General features: G+C 46.2%; 19 protein-coding genes, 1 tRNA gene and 1 pseudogene. 9 read left to right on the forward strand and 12 right to left on the reverse strand.

The genetic code is table 11. The annotated features are described in order from the left end of the window. The first annotated feature begins 124 nt into the window (after nucleotides 1–124). From ppa to glnK, 3 genes are all read left to right on the forward strand, one after another. Nucleotides 125–667 (forward strand): inorganic diphosphatase, encoded by a 543-nt coding sequence (ppa, locus tag Pas1_RS06545; protein WP_112203393.1) that lies wholly within the window; start codon nucleotides 125–127, stop codon nucleotides 665–667. A gap of 18 nt (nucleotides 668–685) precedes the next feature. Continuing rightward, nucleotides 686–2305, forward strand: a complete 1620-nt coding sequence (locus Pas1_RS06550) for an NAD+ synthase (RefSeq protein WP_112294818.1) — start codon at nucleotides 686–688, stop codon at nucleotides 2303–2305. A 79-nt stretch (nucleotides 2306–2384) separates the two neighbouring features. Continuing rightward, a complete protein-coding gene (gene glnK / locus Pas1_RS06555; protein ID WP_112203389.1) occupies nucleotides 2385–2723 on the forward strand; it encodes a P-II family nitrogen regulator in 339 nt (112 codons plus the stop codon). A 29-nt stretch (nucleotides 2724–2752) separates the two neighbouring features. On the opposite strand, the gene Pas1_RS06560 is transcribed toward glnK, so the two are convergent. Both Pas1_RS06560 and Pas1_RS06565 read right to left on the reverse strand, forming a co-directional pair. After that, nucleotides 2753–3709, reverse strand: a complete 957-nt coding sequence (locus tag Pas1_RS06560; protein WP_112294819.1) for a helix-turn-helix domain-containing protein — start codon at nucleotides 3707–3709, stop codon at nucleotides 2753–2755. Between the two features lie 4 nt (nucleotides 3710–3713). Beyond that, nucleotides 3714–4106: a helix-turn-helix domain-containing protein gene (locus Pas1_RS06565; RefSeq protein WP_112294820.1), complete on the reverse strand. Its 393-nt coding sequence runs from the start codon at nucleotides 4104–4106 to the stop codon at nucleotides 3714–3716. 237 nt (nucleotides 4107–4343) lie between these two features. Between Pas1_RS06565 and ilvD the strand changes: the two genes are divergently transcribed. Further along, nucleotides 4344–6035, forward strand: a complete 1692-nt coding sequence (gene ilvD / locus Pas1_RS06570; RefSeq protein WP_112294821.1) for a dihydroxy-acid dehydratase — start codon at nucleotides 4344–4346, stop codon at nucleotides 6033–6035. Nucleotides 6036–6119: 84 nt separating this feature from the next. Here the strand turns inward: ilvD and Pas1_RS06575 are convergent, their stop codons facing one another. Further along, nucleotides 6120–6587 carry a copper chaperone PCu(A)C gene (locus tag Pas1_RS06575; protein ID WP_112294822.1) on the reverse strand — a complete coding sequence of 156 codons (468 nt, stop codon included), beginning with the start codon at nucleotides 6585–6587 and terminating at the stop codon, nucleotides 6120–6122. Between the two features lie 41 nt (nucleotides 6588–6628). Between Pas1_RS06575 and Pas1_RS06580 the strand changes: the two genes are divergently transcribed. After that, nucleotides 6629–7132 carry a peroxiredoxin family protein gene (locus Pas1_RS06580; RefSeq protein WP_158525532.1) on the forward strand — a complete coding sequence of 168 codons (504 nt, stop codon included), beginning with the start codon at nucleotides 6629–6631 and terminating at the stop codon, nucleotides 7130–7132. On the opposite strand, the gene Pas1_RS06585 is transcribed toward Pas1_RS06580, so the two are convergent. From Pas1_RS06585 to Pas1_RS06610, 6 genes are all read right to left on the reverse strand, one after another. Further along, nucleotides 7133–8197 carry a TonB-dependent receptor gene (locus tag Pas1_RS06585; RefSeq protein ID WP_112294823.1) on the reverse strand — a complete coding sequence of 355 codons (1065 nt, stop codon included), beginning with the start codon at nucleotides 8195–8197 and terminating at the stop codon, nucleotides 7133–7135. Between the two features lie 58 nt (nucleotides 8198–8255). After that, nucleotides 8256–8621 carry a DUF2946 domain-containing protein gene (locus tag Pas1_RS06590; protein WP_112294824.1) on the reverse strand — a complete coding sequence of 122 codons (366 nt, stop codon included), beginning with the start codon at nucleotides 8619–8621 and terminating at the stop codon, nucleotides 8256–8258. A gap of 79 nt (nucleotides 8622–8700) precedes the next feature. Then, nucleotides 8701–9963: an oxalate/formate MFS antiporter gene (gene oxlT / locus Pas1_RS06595; protein WP_112208945.1), complete on the reverse strand. Its 1263-nt coding sequence runs from the start codon at nucleotides 9961–9963 to the stop codon at nucleotides 8701–8703. A 467-nt stretch (nucleotides 9964–10430) separates the two neighbouring features. Then, nucleotides 10431–10506 (reverse strand) — tRNA-Thr (locus Pas1_RS06600). Nucleotides 10507–10523: 17 nt separating this feature from the next. Next, the gene (locus tag Pas1_RS06605; protein ID WP_112203372.1) at nucleotides 10524–10994 is read right to left on the reverse strand and encodes a cyanophycin metabolism-associated DUF1854 family protein; all 471 of its coding nucleotides are present in this window, start codon (nucleotides 10992–10994) and stop codon (nucleotides 10524–10526) included. Continuing rightward, nucleotides 10994–13342: a cyanophycin metabolism-associated ABC transporter gene (locus Pas1_RS06610; RefSeq protein ID WP_112294825.1), complete on the reverse strand. Its 2349-nt coding sequence runs from the start codon at nucleotides 13340–13342 to the stop codon at nucleotides 10994–10996. The genes Pas1_RS06605 and Pas1_RS06610 overlap by 1 nt, the downstream gene beginning before the upstream one ends. Nucleotides 13343–13537: 195 nt before the next feature. Between Pas1_RS06610 and Pas1_RS06615 the strand changes: the two are divergent. Both Pas1_RS06615 and cphA read left to right on the forward strand, forming a co-directional pair. Then, nucleotides 13538–15697, forward strand: a pseudogene (locus Pas1_RS06615) (cyanophycin synthetase); the annotation flags it as partial. A gap of 33 nt (nucleotides 15698–15730) precedes the next feature. Further along, the gene (gene cphA / locus Pas1_RS06620) at nucleotides 15731–18301 is read left to right on the forward strand and encodes a cyanophycin synthetase (RefSeq protein WP_112294827.1); all 2571 of its coding nucleotides are present in this window, start codon (nucleotides 15731–15733) and stop codon (nucleotides 18299–18301) included. Here the strand turns inward: cphA and Pas1_RS06625 are convergent. Beyond that, entirely contained in the window at nucleotides 18292–19284 is a 993-nt protein-coding gene (locus Pas1_RS06625; RefSeq protein WP_112208940.1) for a class 1 fructose-bisphosphatase, read from the reverse strand. The genes cphA and Pas1_RS06625 overlap by 10 nt on opposite strands. Nucleotides 19285–19435: 151 nt before the next feature. Between Pas1_RS06625 and Pas1_RS06630 the strand changes: the two genes are divergently transcribed. Both Pas1_RS06630 and Pas1_RS06635 read left to right on the forward strand, forming a co-directional pair. After that, nucleotides 19436–19639, forward strand: a complete 204-nt coding sequence (locus Pas1_RS06630) for a type II toxin-antitoxin system VapB family antitoxin (RefSeq protein ID WP_112205796.1) — start codon at nucleotides 19436–19438, stop codon at nucleotides 19637–19639. 2 nt (nucleotides 19640–19641) lie between these two features. Continuing rightward, a complete protein-coding gene (locus tag Pas1_RS06635) occupies nucleotides 19642–20025 on the forward strand; it encodes a type II toxin-antitoxin system VapC family toxin (RefSeq protein ID WP_112203363.1) in 384 nt (127 codons plus the stop codon). A 3-nt stretch (nucleotides 20026–20028) separates the two neighbouring features. Here Pas1_RS06635 and pepN read toward each other — a convergent pair whose 3' ends face one another. Next, on the reverse strand, nucleotides 20029–22638 hold the full coding sequence (gene pepN / locus Pas1_RS06640) for an aminopeptidase N (protein WP_112294828.1): 2610 nt from the start codon (nucleotides 22636–22638) through the stop codon (nucleotides 20029–20031). Between the two features lie 42 nt (nucleotides 22639–22680). Further along, complete coding sequence (locus Pas1_RS06645; RefSeq protein ID WP_425325353.1) at nucleotides 22681–23361, reverse strand: TMEM165/GDT1 family protein; 681 nt, start codon at nucleotides 23359–23361, stop codon at nucleotides 22681–22683.

Below are 23361 nucleotides of genomic sequence, written 5' to 3' on the forward strand. Positions count from 1 at the left end.
TACTGAAACCTGATTTTTTATGGCTTTTGCTCAGAATCCATAAGCTGCATCAGTATCTAACAGAATTATGACTTTGCTAGTTTGATAAGATCAGGGTATTTACTAATCTTTAATTGGAGTATTTATGAGTTTAGACAACGTTAAACCAGGCAAGAAAATCCCCGAGAGTTTCAACGTCATTATTGAAATTCCGATGAATGCCGATCCAATTAAATATGAAGTAGATAAAGAAAGTGGCGCAATTTTTGTAGATCGCTTTATGGGGACTGCAATGCACTATCCCTGTAACTATGGCTACATTAATAAAACGATTGCTGGCGACGGCGACCCCGTTGATGTTCTCGTCATCACCCCCTTCCCCCTCATTCCGGGTGTAGTTGTCAGTTGCCGCGCAATTGGCATTCTGCTCATGGAGGATGAGGCCGGTCAAGACGCTAAATTATTAGCCGTTCCAGAAGATCGTATTTTGCCAATCTATACCCACTGGCAAAAACCAGAAGATATGAATCAGCTACGCCTCAATCAAATTCAACACTTCTTCGAGCACTACAAAGATCTCGAAAAAGGAAAATGGGTCAAAATCAAAGGCTGGGGTGGCGTTAAAGAAGCACACCAAGAGATCCTCGAAGGTATTGAGCGCTATAACAAGGAAAGCAAGTCAGCCTAAAGCGTCTTGTCATTTGGAGTGAGCTCAGAATCCATCGCCCTCGCCCAAATCAACCCACTCTTGGGTGATTTAGAGGGTAACGCTGAGCTCATTCTTTTAGCAGCCAAAGAAGCCTATGCTAAAGGCGCAAAAGTATTATTGACTCCCGAGCTCTCTCTCACGGGCTACCCACCAGAAGATCTATTACTGCGCCCTGCATTCATTGAAGCATGCGATCATGCCCTTCAAGCTCTGACAAAATCCTTGGCGCAATTTACAGGCCTTACTGTCGTAGTTGGACACCCACAAAAATCGACTCAAGGTCTGCAAAATTCTGCATCCGTCGTGCGCGATGGCAAAGTCATTACAAGGTATGCCAAACAAGAATTACCCAATCACGAAGTATTCGATGAAGTACGCTACTTCACGCCTGGCAATACACCCTGTGTGTTTGAAGTAAATGGTGTGCGCTTTGGTCTGATTCTCTGTGAGGATGCGTGGCATGTAGGCCCTGCTCAGCAAGCCCACGCTGCTGGCGCGCAGATCTTATTGGTTGCTAATGCTTCACCATATCACCTCAATAAGGAAGCCCTACGTATTGAGGTTTTGAGACAGCATATTGCACTTACCAAAATGCCATTAATTTATGTGAACTCGGTAGGTGGTCAAGATGAATTGGTTTTTGATGGCGGTTCATTTGCCTTGAATTCCAAAGGTGAACTGGTGATGGCAATGCCACAATTCGAGAGTGATTTAGGTTTTGTCAAAGTCAATGCTGTCCATGATCTCGAGCCCAGCAAGATCGTTCAAGCTTTAAGCGTAGAGGCACAGGCCTATCAAGCTCTGGTATTGGGTGTACGGGATTATGTTCATAAGAATCATTTCCCGGGCGTCATTATTGGATTATCTGGGGGCGTAGACTCTGCCCTCGTCCTCGCCATCGCGGTAGATGCCTTAGGCGCAGAAAAAGTACGCGCAGTCATGATGCCCTCACGATATACCGCAGATATCTCGTGGATCGATGCGCGTGAACTTGCTAAAAACTTGAGTGTGCAATACGACGAGATTGCTATCGGTGACTCAGTAGATGCCTTAGAGCATGCACTTGCGCCGCAATTCCAGGATTTGAAACCAGATGCAACTGAAGAAAATATTCAGGCCCGAGTGCGCGGCACGCTCTTGATGGCACTCTCTAATAAAACGGGTAGACTCGTTCTCACCACTGGTAACAAGAGTGAAATGGCTGTGGGCTATTGCACTTTATACGGTGATATGGCGGGTGGTTTTGCTGTGATTAAAGATATTGCCAAGACTCTGGTCTATCGCCTTTGCGCTTATCGCAATAGTATTCAAAAAGTCATTCCGGAACGCATTCTGACCCGCGCACCTTCTGCAGAATTGCGCCCAGATCAAACCGACCAAGATAGTCTGCCATCTTATGAAGTCTTGGACGGTATCCTAGAGCGCTATATGGAGCAAAACCAATCCATCGCCCAAATTATTGCAGCAGGATTTGATGCTGAGAGTGTAGAAAAAGTGACTCGTCTGATCAAACTTAATGAATACAAGCGTCGGCAAGCACCACCAGGCGTTCGGGTCACGACTCGGGCTTTTGGGCGAGACTGGCGCTACCCTATTACATCGCAATTTAGGGCCTAAATAGAACTGACTTATTACTGTCAAACACTATAGGCAATCTGAGTTCTTATGAGTATCATGAAATGAAACTGGGGGACCTATGAAACTCATTACTGCGATTATTAAGCCATTCAAACTCGAAGAAGTTCGTGAGGCACTAGCTGAAGTTGGTGTGAGTGGTATTACCGCCACCGAAGTCAAAGGCTTTGGTCGTCAAAAAGGCCATACTGAGCTCTACCGTGGTGCCGAGTACCAGGTCGATTTTTTACCAAAGATCAAAATTGAGGTGGTAGTTGCCAGCGATAAACTGGAAGCTACTTTAGAGGCAATTACCAAGGCGGCACATACCGGCAAGATTGGTGATGGCAAGATTTTTGTGACTTCGATTGATCAAACGATTCGGATTCGAACTGGTGAGACTAATGAATCTGCTTTATAAAGAACGGCTTCAATGCTGAATCGGGCCGACTAACGTAACTCAGAATCGCTATCGTTTTTATTAGCACTCAGCGGAGCAGGCTCTAGCAAGATTGTGTTGCCAGCATTACCAGGACGTACTTTTACCCCCTGAAAGTACAAATCGACTTGACTCAAACCTGCGGTCAAGACCTTCAAAGGCGCCTTGCCATAAACACTAGCCCCAATTCCGGGCTCTAATTGCTTAGACTGGCTTTTACCAGTAGCGTCAAGAACACAGACTACCTGCGGAGTCTTAGCAACGAGATACACCATGTCAGCAGACTTCTTGGGTGCATCAGCCCTAAAGCTAGCAACACTAGCATCAGCAACTGGACATTCAGTAGCAGCAGGACTTGAGGCAACTATAGCAATCGGTACAGCCGCAACTACTGGTGCTGGGTTAGTTTGAGGGCTAGCTTCGGTTGGAGTCTCAGGAGGTGTAGATGCGGTGGCAGATTCTGCTTTTACCAGTTCAACAGGGGTAGTCGCTGTCTCAATAATGGCACTAAAAAAGGTTGACTGCAGAATTACAAACGCAAATCCAGCAACCGTAATCAATCCCATGATCGGTAGCCATTTTTTCATTTTGACTGAAGGTGAATGGAACGTCTTTGCTGGCTTTGTCTTTTTGATCGCCTCTTCCGCAACTGATGGAGTCAAAATTGGCTCAACCCCATCATTGATCGCCGCATTAGGATTCTCTACTGCTGGCATCTGTGAAACCAAATCTCCAAAGTCAAACGCTTGTTCGGGACTCAACTTTAAGAGCTCCGCTACTCTCTTAGCAGCGGTAAATTTGATATTGGCACTATAAAAAGAATTTTGCTCTCCATTTTCAATTTGCTCAATCTGGCGTGCTGATAAGCATGCCTTTTGGGATAATTCCTTAATACTCAGACCAAGCTTCTCCCTTGCGGCAATAAAAACTTCCTTGCGAATTATCGGTGGTGCAGCTAAATTTTTCATTTAGTTAAAGCCTGGCCGTATATTTATCACGCCGCAGAAGGGAGCTACGGTGTCGTGTAGGGCCAGTTGTTTCTTTTGCTTCTCTTGTTTCGATAGTTTCTTGTGGTGCAGGATTAACAGTTGATTGATCAATTTGAGTGTCTTGATCGCCTGCAATATCTGAGCTTTTAAAAATCAATGCTTCATTCAACTTCAAGAGGTTTGCTATTTTTTTAGCAGCAGTATTTTTTATCTTTAAACTGTAGAAAGAGCTTTGTCCACCATTTTCAATTTGCTCAACTTGTCGCACCGAGAGACAGGCCTTGGACGCTAACTCCTGAATGCTTAAACCAAGTGCTTCCCGCGCCTTGATAAAAGCAGTCTGATCAAGCTCTAAAAATTCTGTGAATGTATTCATCAAATCAGATCAATCTAGCACTTTGCTACTCATGGACATTCGAGATTCCTCTACCCGAATTGCAATTAAAAGATAACCTACTGAAATATAAGCGATAAGTGTTTCATTTCAAAGTAGCCCAAGAGGGAATGTAATTCACTCTTTTATATTGCAGTGCAACATAATAGACTCGACATACATCACGGCACAATAGAGCCTTTACAAATTCAGCAAATATCACTTTGGAGTACTAAGTAGATGAAACGCCTTAACGAACGCTCAAGACACGTAACCGAGGGAGTCGCTAGAGCTCCTAACCGCTCCATGTATTACGCAATGGGCTATCAGGAAAAGGATTTTTCTAAACCGATGGTGGGGGTGGCCAATGGTCATTCGACCATTACTCCCTGTAATAGCGGTTTACAAAAACTCGCAGATGCCGCAATCATTGCACTTGAAGAAGCTGGCGCTAAAGCGCAGGTGTTTGGCACTCCAACCGTCTCAGATGGAATTGGTATGGGCACCGAGGGTATGAAATACTCCCTGATCTCTCGTGAAGTGATCGCCGATAGTATCGAGACTTGTGTCAATGGTCTTTGGCAAGACGGCGTTGTCGTGATTGGTGGTTGCGATAAAAACATGCCTGGCGGCATGATGGCAATCGCGCGCACTAACGTACCGGCAATTTATGTTTACGGCGGAACGATTAAGCCCGGACATTTCAAAGGCAAAGAACTCAATATTGTTTCTGCATTCGAAGCCGTTGGTGAATTTACATCGGGTCGCTTAAGCGAAGAAGACCTCAAGGGTGTAGAACAACACGCGTGCCCAGGCAGCGGTTCTTGCGGTGGTATGTATACCGCGAATACGATGAGCTCTTCCTTCGAAGCATTGGGTATGAGTCTGCCCTACTCCTCCACAATGTCTAACGTAGATGAAGAGAAAGTGGCCAGCGCCGCTGAATCAGCACGAGTTTTAGTAGAAGCAATTAAAAATAACTTGCGTCCACGTGACATCATCACCAAAAAATCGATTGAGAATGCAGTGAGCGTGATCATGGCGGTGGGTGGCTCAACTAATGCCGTTCTGCACTACCTGGCGATCACCAGTGCAGCGGAGATTGATTGGACGATTGATGACTTTGAAAGAATTCGTAAAAAGGTTCCCGTCATCGTCGATATGAAGCCTTCTGGCACTTATTTAGCAACCGATTTACATGAAGCAGGCGGCATTCCGCAAGTCATGAAGATTTTGCTCGATGGTGGACTCTTGCATGGTGATTGCATGACGATTACCGGTAAGACCATCGCCGAAGTATTAAAAGACGTTCCTTCGGTACCCCGCGCTGATCAAAAAGTGATTCGCACTCTAGACAACCCTATGTACAAGCAAGGTCACTTAGCAATCCTAAAGGGAAATATTTCTCCTGAGGGTTGCGTAGCAAAGATTACTGGCTTAAAGAACCCTTCCATTACTGGCCCAGCACGCGTCTTTGATTCCGAAGATGATGCGATGCAGGCCATCATGGCCCAGAAGATTCAGGATGGAGATGTGGTTGTCATACGCTACGAGGGTCCTAAGGGTGGTCCTGGTATGCGTGAGATGCTCGCTCCTACCTCCGCTCTTGTCGGGCAAGGTCTGGGTGAAACTGTAGGTCTGATCACCGATGGTCGCTTCTCAGGTGGCACTTGGGGTATGGTTGTTGGTCACGTCGCTCCTGAAGCCTATGTGGGTGGCACGATTGCGCTGATTGAAGAAGGCGATTCAGTCACGATTGATGCACACAAGCTTCTTATTCAACTCAATGTGAGTGAAGAAGAAATTGCTAGGCGTCGCGCTGCTTGGAAAAAACCAAAGCCACGTTATACCCGTGGCCTCTTAGCAAAATACGCTAGCTTGGCTAGCACTGCTAGTAAAGGTGCAGTAACTGACCTAGATTTAGATCTCTAAGCCAATCTCTCACTTCGTGTACTGAGTGAGGAATAGAAAAGCCCCTAGCAATAGGGGCTTTTTTCATGGCTAGGTTTGAATGACTTAGTGCATATTCATGCCACTGCCAACTGCATTGACCGGCAACTTCACTTCTACTTCACCCGCCTTGGCAAACTTGAGTTTGACTGGCACAGTTTCACCCGCTTTCAATGGTGCTTTGATATTCATCAGCATGATGTGATAACCGCCAGGCTTGAGATCAACTGATCCGTTAGCAGGCACAACGATATCTTTAACCTGTCCCATTTTCATCACATTACCTTCCATCGACATCTGGTGCAGTTGAACTTCGCCAGCTGCAGGAGAACTGGCTGAAACCAATTGATCGGCGGCAGTACCACCATTTTCAATCTTCATAAAAGCGCCGGCAGCTGGCTGTCCTGGCGCTGTAGCACGAACATACGCATTCTCAATCTTGATGGAGCCTACTTTAGCTTCTTGAGCCTGAACGCATCCAGTAAAAGCCATTAATGCAATACTGAATAGCCAGCCTGTTTGATTCTTTATCATTACCTTCTCCTTAAATGGAATTTCATGAAATACTCATACAAATGACACGCGTCTATCAAATTCTTTTTGTGTTGCTCACTTCTGCTCTAGCCAATATTGCTTTTGCCGGAATTGAAGTCGGCCAGCCCGCACCCAATATAGAAGGAACATTGATTGATGGCAAGCCCTTCTCGCTCCAAGCCAATAAAGGCAAAGTGGTCTTAGTCAATTTTTGGGCAAGTTGGTGCGAACCCTGCCGCGAAGAAATGCCAGCCATCGAAGCCTTTCTGAAAAAGAATAAATCCAAAGGATTGGAAGTCCTTGCTATCACCGTAGATAAACCGGCTGATATGCAACAAGCAAAACAGATCATGCAGAACTACCCCTTTCTATTTGCTGAGAAAAAACAAATGGATTACTCAGACTACGGGCGCATTTGGCGTATCCCCAGCACCTTCATCATCGACAAACAAGGCATCCTCAGAAAGAATGGCATGACTGGTGATGCTAGAGTCGATACCAAACTTCTTGAAGAACTCGTTACTCCACTGCTAAATACTCAATAGTTAAAAGTGCACTCGCACACCCATCGATGCAATGAAAGTGGGCGTTACCTGAATGCCATTTAAGTTCTGATATACAGGTAGTTGTACGTTTCCATATACCTGGGTTGCAGGAGTGAGCTGATATAACAATCCAGGAGTGGCGTATAAGAGTGTGCCCCCTGTTGCCCAAGTATCCGCTGCAGTACCGCTATCAGCGGTCTTATACAGATAATTGAACTGCAAAGTGGGTACCCATTTATCCCAGCCCTGATAGTTTGTGCCCACATTGATATTGAGTGCGTTGCCTGGTCGGTAGGAGGAGCCTCCAGTGCCGCCATTTGCGACGCTATTGAGTGAGGCAATGTTAGATGGAACGTTAGTAGGCTTCACAGTCGCCTGATACTGGACGTTAGCAAAGTAACCCCAGTTTTCAGTTTGGGGAATAAAGCCAAACTTATACACCCCAAGAATGGCGTCGGTTGAACCCGTTCCCAATTGCAATCCCCGATCTACCGCCTGAGTGGTCCCGTTATTACCTGTCACCGTTTGAGAATTATTACCCGTTGGTAACTTCACTCCAAACTGAATACCCCAGTCTTTTTGTTCAGCAAAACCAAAGTAGCGAGCAATCATTTTGATATCGCCAAAGCCGCTGGCTTGAGAGTGGTATCCATTGGTGCCAGTTGGCCAGCCGCCATCCCCATCATCCGCATTAGCCGAACCATAAGTCATATGTGTCCGCATGATGTAAGGAAGAATGATAGTGGCACCCCACTTTTCACCATCGTTGTAATCCATAGATGCGGTAACGTAATTATTTTGGGTGAAGCCTTCAACCTCAGCAGGTAATCCTGTTTTAGGGTTGATCGTATTTGCCGCTTGCTGTTGAGAAATTCTTCCAGTCCCTGAGCGCAACTGGTTTTGATTGAGGCTGTCATAACGCAGATCGAAGGTCCAGCCCTGGGAAGAACCCATTCCTTGCGTACCGATATCCGTATTAAGACTGCACCCACAACTAGCACAAGCCATGACCTCTACCGCTGGCATCAGAAATGCCATTGCCAATATTAATTTTTTTAATTTCATTTACTGCTCCAACAAGAATTACCTAATGCATAGCAAGCGCTATGCCCTAATGACTAAATTAGGCTTGTACTGGAGGAGCTGCTGAGGGAGGGCTTACCCAATTCGCGAGCGGCTTGGGTGATTGATAGAAAAGCGCTGGAAATAAAGCGTAGCTTTGAGGCGCGTCAACCGAGATGTGGCTCTCAAATGATGGCGTAATACTGGCATGAGCAAGGCAATAAGGACAGGCCTGCATTTTGACATCCGCTTTACCGGAATCATCCGACTGCATTTGTATCATCTTGCTGCCGGAAGTGGAGCACACTTCCATTGCAAAGCCGTTGGCATTTTTGACTACTGCCTGAGAAATCGCAGGGGCAAGCGCGCTCATCAGAATCGATACTGCAGCGATCCAGTGGACGAGTTTGCGATTGCGGAATGTCATGATGTGAAGATTTTACCTGATCAGTACAGATGAAAAAAAGGGCCCTTGTGGGCCCTTTTATTTTGATGTGTAGCTCAAATTACATTGAGGCAGAACGCTCAATCAATTTGCGACGCATTGGGCGCAATACAAACCAGGCCAAAATCGCCGCCGTACCGTTCAAGATGCTGGCTACCCAAAATACGGCTTCCCAACCACCAGTCGTTGCCATCAAGATGCTAGATAGAGGTACCAATAAGGAAGCAGTTCCTTTGGCGGTGTAGAGCAAGCCGGCATTACCCGCTGCGTACTGAGTACCGAAGGTATCGGCATTGGTTGAGGGGAACAAGCTATAAATCTCACCCCAAGCAAAGAATACTAAGCCGGTCAACAGAACGAACATCACTGGATCATGACCAAGGTAGTACAAACCCAGAATACCGAAGCACTCAAAAGTGAAGCACAGGGTCATGGTTTGCTCGCGACCAATCTTGTCAGATACCCAACCAAAGAATGGACGAGTCAGACCATTAAGTACACGATCGATTGTCAAAGCAAAAGTCAGCGCAGGCAAAGCTAAGCCCATGAGACTGACGGTAACGCCAGCAACTTGGAAGTCTTTAGCAATTGGGGCGAGTTGCGCTGTGGCCATTAAACCACCAGCAGCCACCATTACAAACATCAAATACATGATCCAGAACACTGGCTGCTTGACCATTTCCATTGGACGAAAATCTTTACGAGTCTGAACAACTTTAGCCTTAACAGTTGTAATAGCACTCTTGACAGGCTTCGAAAGCAACAAACTCAAGATAACGACGATTGCACCCTGACCAATACCAAAGTACCAAAATGTCTCTTGATAACCCTGATTAGCAATCATATTGGCAATCGGAATCACCGTTGCGGCAGAGCCAGCACCAAATCCAGCAGCGGTCATACCAGCTGCTAGGCCGCGACGATCAGGGAACCATTTAAGCGCATTACCCACGCAGGTACCGTAAACAGCACCAGCACCAACACCACTCACTGCAGCAGCAAAATAGAGCATGGCCAAGGTGTCTGCTTGGGAATTAAGCACCCAACCTATGCCGCATAGTAATCCACCGAAAAATACTACAGGGCGAGGACCAAACTTATCAACCAGGTAACCCTCGATAGGAACTAACCAGGTCTCAGTCAATACGAAAATGGTGAAAGCAACTTGAATTGCTGCGCGACCCCAACCAAATTTAGCATCAATTGGGTTAACGAATAGCGTCCAACCATATTGCAAGTTTGCAATCATCGACATACATACAATGCCAATCAGTAACTGAAACCAACGGCCGCCTAATGGTCCTGAAGTTTGCTCATTGCCCATCTGTAATCTCCTAGTATTTCAAATTATTTTGTGATCCAAGTTCATGCTGAATTTGGGTGACCAATTTTTATGCAATTTGCGTTGTAATCACTTGACAGTAGTCAATAATTTTCATTTACATCACTAGTGATTACCCTTGCATAATTGGCGCTTCATTTGGATTGAGATGGCAAATTGTGACGAAAAAAAACCACCCGAAGGTGGTTATCTATTCAGCATTCGCTGGATTACATACCGCGATATGCGCCGTCAAAATCATAATGACGAAGTTGCTGTTCAGTTGCAGAGCTGTCTTTGAAAATCTGGTTAATCATGTTGATTAGTTGAGTCATTTGTAATCTCCTAAGGGTTAATACCTAGATTATAACCCTAATAACATTTCCTTGCAAACCCCTGGAAAGCGCCCAAAAGAGAGTAAATACAAACATTTAAGTGTTTGATTTAATTGAAATTTATCTTATTTAAGGTGGTGCCGCTTGCCGGAATCGAACTGGCGACCTTTTCATTACGAATGAACTGCTCTACCAACTGAGCTAAAGCGGCGACTTGAGCTAGTAATTTTAACGGAAGCGGTCTAAAAGCTTTTTACTGCCTTTATCCAAGGCGGTTGAGTCCTTAATAAGGAATTGCAAGCCATTGGCATCTGAGATGAGTAGCGTATTACCAGAGATCCGACGGATATCTTCCTCACCCTTTAGCCGAATGCGGGTTGGGCCACGATCAGTCTGAATATCCCAGATGCTGGGAGTAGCGAAGGTAGAGACCTTCACAATTCTTTCGATCACGGGCATAAATTCTCGGGTAGCTAGCTCTGCTTGAATAAGCTCAAGTTCGTTTTGAGGAATCGATGCTGTATCGGGAAACCAGCACAACTCTTTACCCGAGGAATCCATCAGGCCGATACCAGCCTCAATGGCCGTAATGGGAAAAGCGCGAACGGGATAAACGCCTACATGACGAGTACCAGCATGATCGATCAATACCAAGCTCCCAAGATCATCTCGTTCTAAGCGATGGGATTGATTTGTCATCACACTCCTCCTCCCAAATTTTTGGCGATTACTTGCAAAGACTCTTCTTGGTGTACTTCTGTATTTTCTTCAACGGTATCACCGATGGCGCCACCCTCTACCAACTCAGCAGCCTGTCGAATTTGCGCTTGGTATAACTGGTAGTAAGCGCCCTGCGCTTCCATCAATGAATCATGGGTACCAATCTCTACAATCTCGCCTTTATCCAAGACTACCAAGCGATCTGCCTTGCGCAAGGTAGAAAGGCGGTGGGCAATCGCAATCGTTGTCCGGCCTTTGACTAAGTTATCGAGCGCCTTCTGAATTTCTTTTTCAGTAGTAGTGTCGACCGAAGAAGTCGCTTCATCCAAAATCAGAATGGCAGGATTAATAAGTAGCGCTCGTGCAATCGAGATTCGTTGACGCTCACCACCCGATAAAGACTGACCACGTTCACCTACCAAGGAGTCATAACCCAAAGGTAGGCGGAGAATAAATTCATGGGCATGGGCTGCTCTAGCAGCATCAATGATTTCTTCACGAGTCGCATCAGGTTTGCCGTAGGCAATATTTTCGGCAATGGTGCCGAAGAATAGAAAAGGTTCTTGCAAGACCAAGCCAATGCACTTGCGATAGTCCGCAATACCGATGCTACGAATATCGCGTCCGTCTAGCGCAATCGATCCAGTACTCACGTCATAGAAACGGCAAATCAAATTGACGAGCGTACTTTTGCCTGAGCCACTATGCCCAACCAGACCAACCATTTCACCGGGAGCGATTTCTAAATTAATTCCTTTGGTGACGGCACGATTGCCGTAACGAAAACCCACTTCTTTCAGGCTGATACGGCCTTCAACCTTTGCTAGAGGTGCTGGGTTAATCGGCTCTGGAACACTCGAGACGTGATCCAAGATGTCAAAGATACGCTTAGCTCCAGCTGCTGCTTTTTGGGTATGCGAAACAATCCGGCTCATTGAATCTAGGCGAATATAAAAGCGACCGATGTAGGCCAAGAAAGCAATTAAGACGCCGACACTGATACGTCGATGGGCAACCTGCCAAATACCAAAGCCCCACACCACCAAGAGACCTGTCTCGGTTAATAAGGTGACTGTTGGAGAGAATAATCCCCATACACGATTCACACGATCATTAATTTGTAGATTGTGTTTATTGGAATCGACAAAACGTTTGAGTTCGCGATCCTCTTGCGCAAACGCTTTTACTACCCGAATACCTGGAATAGTATCGGCCAAAATATTCGTCACTTCGGACCAAATGCGATCAATCTTCTCAAAACCAAAGCGTAATTTATCGCGCACCACATGGATCATCCACACGATGAAGGGTAGCGGAGCTAAAGTGACCAGTGCTAACAAAGGATCGATCGAAACTAAGATTGCCGCAGTCATCGTGATCATCAACACATCGGTTACAAAATCGAGCGCATACAGTGACAAGAAAACACAAATGCGATCGGTCTCAGCCCCAATGCGTGCGATCAAGTCCCCTGTCCGTTTACCACCAAAATACTCCAAGGATAATTTGAGTAAATGTTCGAAAGTCGTATTGCGTAGATCCGCGCCGATTCGCTCACTCACTAAAGCAAGTAAGTAGGTTTTCCACCAACCTAGACCCCAGGCCAACAGGGCTGCAGCAAAAAGCGCAAGCAAATATAGACTGGCTAAATGAAAATCAATCGGTTGGCCTTTTTCATAAGGAATCAAAATATGATCCATTAAAGGCATCGTGAGGTACGGCGGGACTAAAGTAGCGCCGGTCGACAATAAAGTCAGCACAAATCCTAAAAGGAGTTTGTTTTGATAAGGCTTAGCAAAGCGCCATAACTTAAATAAGGTCCAAGTAGAAGGCGGTGCGTCATCTTCAGGATCGCAAGTAGGACATGAATCCGAGTTAGCTGGTTTTGGACTTAAACAAACGGGACAAATTTGTTTATCGTATTCATTAGTTACAGGCTCTTCATGCACATGATGAGCTGCATTCATCTTTTTGAAACTGGCTTGCAAACGCAGAACGTGAGGATTGACTGCTAAAGTGAAATACCAAATCTTTTCAAGGCGATAGGGAGTTTCTAATTTGAGATGCCCTACCCCAGCATGGTCGCCATGAACTAATGTGCAATCAGAAGTAATGGGCAATTTGAGAACTTCCTTGCCATTGGTCCAAACGAGATTCTTTTCTAATAGTAATAACAGGCTTTTTTCAAAACGCAGATTTTGGTCTAGGTCGAGCTCGACCCAGGCCAAAACGTGACCAAGATCCCCTATGGGAAATTGGAGTTCGCCCACTACCCTCTGCCAATCATTCGGAAGAATCGGGGTTTGGGGGGAAATTTCAGGCTTCATTGACCCTAAAAGTATAGTGGAGCATAGGCTTTTTCTATTTATAGAGATTGTCAACTTTAGGGAGCCCAAAGCCGTTAAATTATGCAACTAAGCCGTTTTGCATATTTTTGCTGATTTTGTGGATTTAATTAAAACTAGAAATAGGAAGACAGTCGGACTAGGCTAAGCCTCTACAGCCCAGCGCCATGCACCACGATGCCCCAATTACTTGATAAATCTATTGAGATTCTGAGCGTTAAGCATCTCAGAGGCCCCAATATGTGGACCTACCACCCCGTGATCGAGGTTTGGGTCGATATTGGCGACTTAGAGGACTATCCCTCTAACCTCATACCTGGTTTCTATGATCGCTTAGTTAAAGCCTTACCCAGTCTTCAAGAACACCGCTGTAGTTATGGCGAGCCTGGTGGCTTTCTCAAAAGAGTTGAAGAAGGTACTTGGCCAGCACACATTTTGGAGCACCTCACTCTAGAGTTGCAGAACCTTGCAGGCATTCCCGGGGGATTTGGTAAGGCACGTGATGGCGATCGTCGTAGCGTTTACAAAGTAATTGTCAGCGCAATCAATCAAGAAGTCACCCTCACCGCTCTTCAATATGCCCGCGATCTTTACTTGGCTCTAGCCCAAGACACCAAAGATCCAGTGGCTGAAGTCAAAACTATTATTGAAAACTTGCGCGAGCTCAGTGATGAGCTATTACTCGGTCCTAGTACAGCATGTATCGTCAATGCTGCCGAAGAGCGCGGCATACCTTCGATTCGTTTGTCCTCAGGTAACTTAGTCCAACTCGGTTATGGTGCAAAACAGCGGCGTATCTGGACTGCGGAGACTGATCAAACCAGTGCAATCGCAGAAACCATTTCACGTGACAAAGATTTAACTAAGAGCTTACTAGCTAGTGCTGGCGTGCCCACCCCGAGGGGCAGGACTGTCACGAGTCACGATGATGCATGGGAAGCTGCTCAAGATATTGGTCTACCCGTCGTTGTCAAACCGATTGATGGTAACCATGGTCGCGGTGTTTTTATTAATCTCTATACCCAAGGGGAGATTGAAGCCGCCTATGCAGTGGCCATCCATGAAGGTAGCGAAGTACTAGTTGAGAAACACATCATTGGCGATGAACACCGCTTATTGGTTGTCGGCAATCAAGTGGTTGCTGCGGCTAAAGGTGAAACCGTTTGGGTCACTGGTGATAGCAAACACACTATCAAAGAATTGATTGAGATTCAGATTAATTCAGATCCACGTCGCGGGACTGCAGAAGAATGCCCTCTCAATCCCGTACGAATTGATTCTGCAGTTGAGCTCGAATTGGCTCGTCAACAACTGACGGGCACTAGCATTCCTCCGCTTGACCAAAAGGTTCTCATTCAAAGTAATGGCAATGTTGCATTTGATGTCACTGATCAAGTTCATCCTGATGTAGCTTACCAAGTTGCTTTAGCTGCACGCGTAGTTGGTCTTGAGATTGCCGGGGTTGACTTGGTTGCCCAAGACATCAGCAAACCACTTGCAGAGCAAGGTGCTGCCATTGTCGAAGTCAATGCTGGCCCAGGCTTATTAATGCACCTGAAGCCTGCTAGCGGCAGTCCACAACCCGTTGGTAAAGCAATTACTGACCACCTCTTTCCGCCTGGCGCTAACTTCCGCATCCCTTTAGTTGGAATCACTGGTGAAAAGGGAAAAACTTCTGTAGCGGAAATGATTGCCTATTTCTTACGTTTAACCAATGTCAATGTCGGCTTAGCTTGTAGCAAAGGTTTGTATTTCGGCAACCGTGCAGTGCAAAGAAGCGATTCAGCGAATTGGGAAGATGCACGTAGAACACTGCTAAATCGCACAGTAGATGCGGCCGTGATTGAAAACAATTCGCTTTCAATGTTGATAGAAGGATTGGCTTATGACCGCTGTCAGGTTGGCGTGGTTCTGAACCTAAACCCCAAAGCCAACTTTCCAGAATATGCGATCTATGATGAAGACCAAGTCTTTAGCATTACGCGCACTCAAGTGGATGTCGTACTTCCAACTGGGGTTGCGGTCCTCAATGCAGACGATGAGTGGGTCGCGAAGATGGCAGAGCTATCCGATGGTGAAGTTATTTTCTTTACGAAAGATCATGATTCTGTGTTGATCAATACCCATTTGCAGAATGGTGGGCGCGCAGTGATCGTAGGCAAACAACAGATCGCCCTAAAATGGGGTCTGAACGATCAAAAGAATATTCCTGTGCCCTTACCTTCTCATGCCGCCATCGATTCAAAGTGGCATTCGCTGAACTTAGGTGCTGCCATTGCAGCAGCCTGGGGTTTAGGTATTCCTTTTAACGTCATCGAAGCCGGCACAGAAACGTTTATGCCCGATATGCTTCACCCTGCCGAGGCTTAATTGGAAATCACCCGCATCCGCATTCTACGTGGCCCAAATTTATGGTCGCGCCACACTGCACTGGAAGCGGTGGTTTCGTGCGAACCTGCAGAGCGCTCGATTGATCTGATTCCCCAGTTTGAGTCTAAGATTCGTTCCCGTTTTCCGCAATTGGGTAATATGCGCCGCGGAGGAAAAAGTGAGGTGCTCTCCTTGGCACACGTTTTAGAGTACGCCGCCCTAGGTCTTCAATCTCAAGCGGGTTGTCCTGTTACCTTTAGTCGTACCGTCCAAACCATTGAAGAGGATGTCTATCAAGTTGTTGTGGAGTACACCGAAGAGTTGGTTGCCCGTATGGCTTTCGACTTTGCCTTCGCTTTAGTACAAGCCACTCTGAATGATGGCCCCTTTGATCTCACGGCAGCCTTAGGCGAGCTAGAAGCGCTTTATGAAGATGTCCGTCTAGGTCCTAGTACTGGTTCAATTGTTGATGCTGCAATCCAACGCAATATCCCCTTCCGTCGCATGACCGAGGGCAGTATGGTCCAGTTTGGCTGGGGAAGTAAACAGAAGCGCATTCAAGCAGCAGAGACCAGCGATACCAGTGCGATTGCTGAGGCGATTGCGCAAGATAAAGAACTCACAAAAAATTTGTTGGCAACTGCTGGTGTTTCTGTTCCGATTGGAGATGTTGTTACAACAGCAGATGATGCTTGGCGTGTGGCGCAAAAAATTGGTGGCCCCGTAGTTCTAAAGCCCAAAGATGGCAATCAAGGCAAAGGCGTAGTAGCCAATATTCAAACTGAAACTGAAATCCGCAATGGCTTTGTAGTTACGCAAGCCTTCGGTGATGAAACAATCGTAGAGCGCTACCTTCCTGGCCAAGACTATCGTCTTTTAGTAGTTGGCAATCGACTAGCAGCAGCAGCGCGGCGCGAGCCAGCTCAAGTCGTTGGTGATGGTAGTCATACCATTGCCCAGTTGGTTGAGATCGAGAATCAAAACCCTCTCCGTGGCGATGGGCATGCAACCGCCCTAACTAAAATTCGGTTTGATGATATTGCCTTAGCGCACTTAGCTAGCGCCAATCTGACGCCTGGGTACATCCCCAAAAAGGGAGAGCGCGTACTGTTGCGCAATAACGCCAATCTCAGCACCGGCGGCACTGCAACCGATGTGACTGATGACGTACACCCCGATGTGGCTGCAAGCGCCATTGCTGCCGCACAAATGATTGGTCTGGATATTGCAGGCGTTGATATTTTGTGCGAAGAAATTTACAAACCTTTAGAGGCTCAAGGTGGTGGCATCGTTGAAGTCAATGCCGCGCCAGGACTACGCATGCATCTCAAGCCCTCGTATGGCAAGAGTCGTCCAGTTGGTGAATACATCATCGATACGATGTTCCCACAGGGAGAAGATGGACGTATTCCAGTTGTTGCTGTCACTGGAACGAATGGTAAAACCACTACCGTTCGCTTGATTGCTCACCTTCTAAGCGAAACTGGCTTACGAGTAGGAATGACCACAACTGATGGCGTCTACGTCAACCAGCGCTTAATTGACTCTGGTGATTGCAGCGGCCCCAAGAGCGCACGCAATGTTCTCATGCACCCTGATGTCGATGCTGCCGTTCTAGAAACCGCCCGCGGTGGTATGTTGCGCGAAGGACTTGGCTTTGATTGCTGTGAAGTTGCTGTTGTGACCAATATTGGTGAAGGTGACCATCTGGGTCTGAACTATATTGCTAGCGTAGAAGACTTAGCCATTTTGAAACGGGTAGTGGTTCAGAATGTCGCCGCCACTGGAGCGGCTGTCCTAAACGCTGCAGATCCCATCGTTGCCAAAATGGGTGATATTTGCAAAGGGCGCGTTGTCTTCTTTGCCCAAAATCAGCACCACCCCGTTATTGCTGCGCATCGCGCCAAGAATAAAAAAGTGATTTTCTTTGATGGTAGTTATATTGTCGCCTCTAAGGGCTCGCGAGTGGTCTACCGCTTCCCTGTTAGTGAAATTCCGTTGACTCAAAATGGAGTGCTCGGTTTTCAAATTGAGAATGTGATGGCTGCCATTGGTGCCGCTTGGGTATTGGGTTTAGACGCTGAAAAAATTGCGCGTGGCCTCTATAGTTTTGAGAGTACCGCTAATGCTGTGCCTGGTCGTTTCAATCAATTCCAGCATCGTGGCGCGACTGTCATTGCTGACTATGGTCACAATCCAGATGCGATGCGTGCTTTAGCTAGCGCCATCGAAGCCATGAAACCCAAGAAGAGTCATGTAGTCATTAGTGGTGCTGGCGATCGACGCGATGAGGATATTCGGGATTTGACCCGCATTCTAGGAAATCATTTTGATAATGTGATTCTGTATGAGGATCAATGTCAGCGTGGTCGCGCTGATGGTGAGGTCATGAAACTGTTGCAAGATGGCTTAACTGGAGCCAAGAAGGCTTCTCAAGTTAAAGAGATCTATGGTGAGTTTTTAGCCATCGACACCGCCCTGAATGATCTAGAAGCAGGTGATATTTGCTTGATCCTCATCGACCAAGTCGAAGAATCTCTCGCCTACCTCAAAGAAAAAGTTCAGGCGTGATAGCTCTGTAGTCTCTCGATTTCTTCTTTAGAGCCCAGCATGACTGATACGCGCTCATGCAAGTCTTGCGGCTGAATATCCATAATCACTTGCTTACCATTAGTCGATGCACCACCGGCTTGCTCAACTAAAAAACTCATCGGATTGGCTTCATACATGAGGCGCAACTTACCTGGCTTATTGGGCTCACGTTGATCCCAGGGATACATAAAGACGCCGCCACGAGATAGAACACGGTGGACATCAGCGACCATCGAGGCAATCCAGCGCATATTGAAGTCTTTCTTGCGCGTACCCGTCACGCCATCAAGGCATTCCAGCACGTAGCGTCGAACAGGCTCGGCCCAATGACGCATATTGGACATATTGATCGCAAATTCTTTAGTCGTAGGTGAAATCTCGACCCGATCTTTAATTAAAACGAACTGACCCGTCGCTTTATCCAAGGTAAACATCACTACCCCATCACCTAAAGTCAACGCCATAGTGGTTTGAGGTCCATAAACCACATAGCCTGCAGCAGCTTGATGACGCCCTGACAGGAGGAAATCACTATTTTGCAAAGCTGCAATGGGATTTTGTTTGTGCAAGATTGAGAAAATAGTACCAATCGATACATTGACATCAATATTCGATGAGCCATCTAAAGGATCAAAGAGCAACAAGTAATCGCCCGTTCCTTGAACAGGCATCGGTAATTCCATTTCTTCGGAAGCAAGACCAGCAAGCGCCTTGCACTCTTGAACACCTTCAATCAATAAATCATTGGCGATGACATCTAACTTTTGCTGAACCTCGCCTTGTACATTACCAGTTCCAGCTGAACCCAGTAGTCCAATTAAAGCGCCTTGAGCGACTTCATCGCTGAGCGTAGTACAAGTATTGGCAACAGCAATCAAGAGCTCTTGTAAACCAATAGGAATAGAGGCGCCTTTAGCCTTAGTGGTCTTGAGGTATTGCTCTAAATGGATTTTGGTGCTCAAAAGAAATTCTCCGAAATAAAGCTTATTGTGCTGCAGGATCTATTTTGCCCTTTTCCAGATACCGAGAGTCAGTTTTTTAGGGGGGTAATATTCAACTTGATTGATGCTTAATTTGATGCTAATATACATCAAAATTGATGAGGTATACCCCATGCGTACCACCGTAACAATCGACGACGCTCTATATCAAAGAGTCCTAGATCTGGCTGACCCCAGTATTGATAAAGCCGATCTCTTCAGAGAGGCTTTACAGGTGTTTGTAAGAGTCCAGGTAGCAAAGCGTCTTGCTGCACTAGGAGGCAAAAACCCTCAAATGAAAGATATTCCTCGTCGAAAAGTAGGGAACGACAAATAACCATGAGTTTCGTGCTAGCTGATACATCTATATGGGTACAACATTTTAGAAAAAATAACCCCCTCTTAGAATCATTACTTATTAATGATCGAATTATTTGCCACCCATTAGTTGTCTTAGAAATTGCATGCGGCTCCCCACCTAGCCCAAGGGCCAAGACCATCGAACAGATGGGATTGCTACGTCAAGCAGTGCTAGCTGGAACGGAGGAAACTTTATATTTCATTGAAGAATACAAATTATTTGATTCAGGCTGCGGGGCAATTGACATTTCATTACTTGCGGCAACCCTTTTGTCCGAAAACGCCCAATTATGGACTTTAGATAAAAAACTTGGGGCTCTCGCGACCAAACTCAAAGTTGGTTTCGTTGGGAAACCACATTAGCGTTTAATTTGCTAATGCCTTAACAATTACTTCCCTAACATCCGATGAGAGCGTATTGCATTGGGCGACTCGCTCTAATGCGGCGTGCATTTTGCTGCGGTAGGGTTCAGCAAATAAACGCCAGCGGTCCAAGGCTCTCGCAAGACGAGCTGCCACTTGGGGGTTTACGGGATCCAAAGCCAAAACACTCTCCGCCCAAAAGTTATAGGCGCTGCCGTCAGCCTGATGAAAACTGGCTGGGTTATTCATACAAAAAGCATGGATTAAGCTGCGCACTCGATTGGGGTTATTGAGCTTAAATGCCTCGTGCTGACGTAAATAACGTACTTCATTCAAGGTCGATCCAGCAAGCTCTAGCGGTGGGCGCATAGCTTGTAATGCAAACCACTTATCGGTGACCAATGGATCATTTTTGAAGCGCTCATAAAAATCGGCCAAACAAGATTTAGCTGGCTTGGCATCATGATTGACTAAGCAAGCGAGTGCTGCATAGCGATCACTCATATTGTCGGCTGTCTGATATTGATTGACTGCCATAGGTAGCCAGACACTAACATCAGCCTCAAGCAACATATTGAGTGCAAAGTTTTTCAGGCCCCGCTTACCTGCTGTGACGCCATCTGACTTAAATGGCCCCGGGGTTTGCATTTGCTGATAAATCGCTGCAAATTCCATTCTGAGCTCACTTGCCATGGCGTGACGAAATGCGCAGCGGGCTTGATAGATCTTTTGCGGATCAACATCGTGACCCTGCTCATAGAGATAACTCTCCGCAGGCAAGGTCAATGCGAGTTCTTTGAAGGCGGGATCTAAATTGGGATCTAGCAAAAGCTCTCGATAAGCTTCAATGAGTTTTTGGTCGGGCAGGCAATTCTCTAAAATCATTTGCATCGCCAATTTTTGACCAGCTTCCCAGCGATTAAAAGGATCATCGTCGTGCGAAAACAAAGTCAATAAATCATCCTGACTCTGATCAAAATCCAACTGAATCGGGGCCGAGAAATTACGATTAATGGATAAGACCGGACGTTGATTAATGCAATCAAAGGTCCAAGATTGGTTGACTTGAGTCAATTCGAGGAGGATCTCTGCTTGATCACCCTGGTCAGTAATGAGGCGCATTTTCAGAGGGATGTGAAACGGCTTTTTCTCGGACTGGCCAGGAGTGGCGGTACAACTTTGCGAGAGATTTAAGTGATATTGCTTTTTCTCAGCGTCATATCGCTCCTCGACCTTCACATGCGGTGTTCCTGCTTGGCTATACCAATTCTTGAACTGACTCAGATCGCGCTGATTAGCATCCGCCATGGCTGCTAAAAAATCATCACACGTCACAGCCTGACCATCATGGCGTTTGAAATACAAATCCATGCCTTTGCGAAAGCCCTCTTTACCCAACAGAGTTTGATACATCCGCACAACTTCTGCGCCCTTCTCATACACAGTCACGGTATAGAAGTTATTAATTTCCTGGTACTCGTCGGAGCGAATCGGATGAGCCATTGGGCCAGCATCTTCTGGAAACTGAATTTGGCGCAGTAAACGCACATCTTCAATACGCTTAACCGCTCTACCCGAATCACTCCCCATTTGATCGGCTGAGAACTCTTGATCACGAAAGACGGTTAACCCTTCTTTTAAGGAGAGCTGAAACCAATCACGACAAGTCACGCGATTACCAGTCCAATTATGAAAATACTCATGCGCAACAACGCTTTCAATATTAGCGAAATCAACATCGGTTGCAGTTTCAGGTTGAGCAAGTACAAACTTGGTATTGAATATATTCAATCCCTTATTTTCCATAGCGCCCATATTGAAATCACTCACCGCCACAATCATGAAGCGCTCAAGATCCAATTCCAAACCAAAGCGCTTTTCATCCCAATGAATTGATGCAATGAGAGAGTCCATGGCATGTCGAGTTTTTTTAAGGTCATGTGGCTCTACCCAGATCTGCAATAACTTCTTTGCACCACTACTGGTGGTAATCGTTTCTTCAATGCATTGCAACTTACCTCCAACCAGCGCAAATAAATAGGATGGTTTTGGAAAGGGGTCCTCCCAAGTTGCGCTATGCCAACCATTTGGGAGTTTTTCTTGAGCAATGAGATTGCCGTTTGCTAATAGAACTGGACACTCAGTTTCTCGCGCTCTCAATACCACCCTATAGCGCGCCATTACATCAGGACGATCCAAGAAATAGGTAATCTTTCTAAAGCCCTCGGCTTCACACTGCGTAAAGAAATTTCCATTTGATACATACAAACCCATCAAGGTAGTATTTTTTTCTGGGCAGCATACACAAATGATTTCAACAATGAATGCTTCTTTGCCACCTCTTGGTAAAGAATGAATTGTGAGCGTTTCAGGAGTGAGTTCAAAATGCTTATGCGCTTCACCATCAATGCGCAAACTCACAAACTCCAGTTCCTGACCCTGCAGAACTAAAGGTATTTGATCTACATGAGAGGCGCCAGGTAAAACCTCGATACGACTTTTGACAATCGTTCTGGCGGGATCTAGAGCAATGTCGAGCTCAACATGGCGAAAAGTGTAATTGGGGGGCTGGTATTCGAGCCGGCGAAAGCTTTGGGGTAGATCCGTTTTCATATCACTATTTTAGTCGCCTAGCGACAATCTGCTTGCGGGGACTTAAGACCAAATCAGGGTAAACAGCCCTATGACGATAAAAACCCCCGCAGCAATTGCGTGGACCCACTTTAAGGGAACACCTTGGGTAAATTTCTGCCCAATCCATACCGCCGGAGCATTAGCCAGCATCATGCCCAGGGTAGTTCCTGCGGTAACTGAGAGCACATTGTTATAGCGCGCACCCAGAGCAATCGTTGCAATTTGAGTCTTATCACCCATCTCGGCTAAGAAAAACAGTGTCATAGTTAGCAAGAAAACTGCTAAAGCTCCATGCACCTTTTTTGATTTACCTTCATCCTCTAGCTTGTCTGGCACCAATAACCAAGCACCAATCACAATGAAGCTCACACCCAATATCCACCGTAAGACATCAGGGTTTAGAAAACTTGCTAATACTTGACCTAAAAAAGCAGCGCCAGCATGATTCACTAGAGTGGCTATGAGAATGCCGCCGATGATAGGCCATCCCTGCTTTGGGTATCGAACTGCCAGCATGAGAGATAGCAGTTGTGTCTTGTCACCCATTTCAGCCAAGGCAACAATCCCAGCTGAAAGCGAAAGTATAGAAAGATCCATGAGATTATTGCTTAGGTATAAAGCGTCCATCTTAACGGAATACCCAAGCAGATTGATGACAGTGGGTCGTGACTTCATTTGCGCCACGCCCACTGAGAGAAACAC

Source organism: Polynucleobacter paneuropaeus (assembly GCF_003261235.1).
GTDB lineage: Bacteria > Pseudomonadota > Gammaproteobacteria > Burkholderiales > Burkholderiaceae > Polynucleobacter > Polynucleobacter paneuropaeus.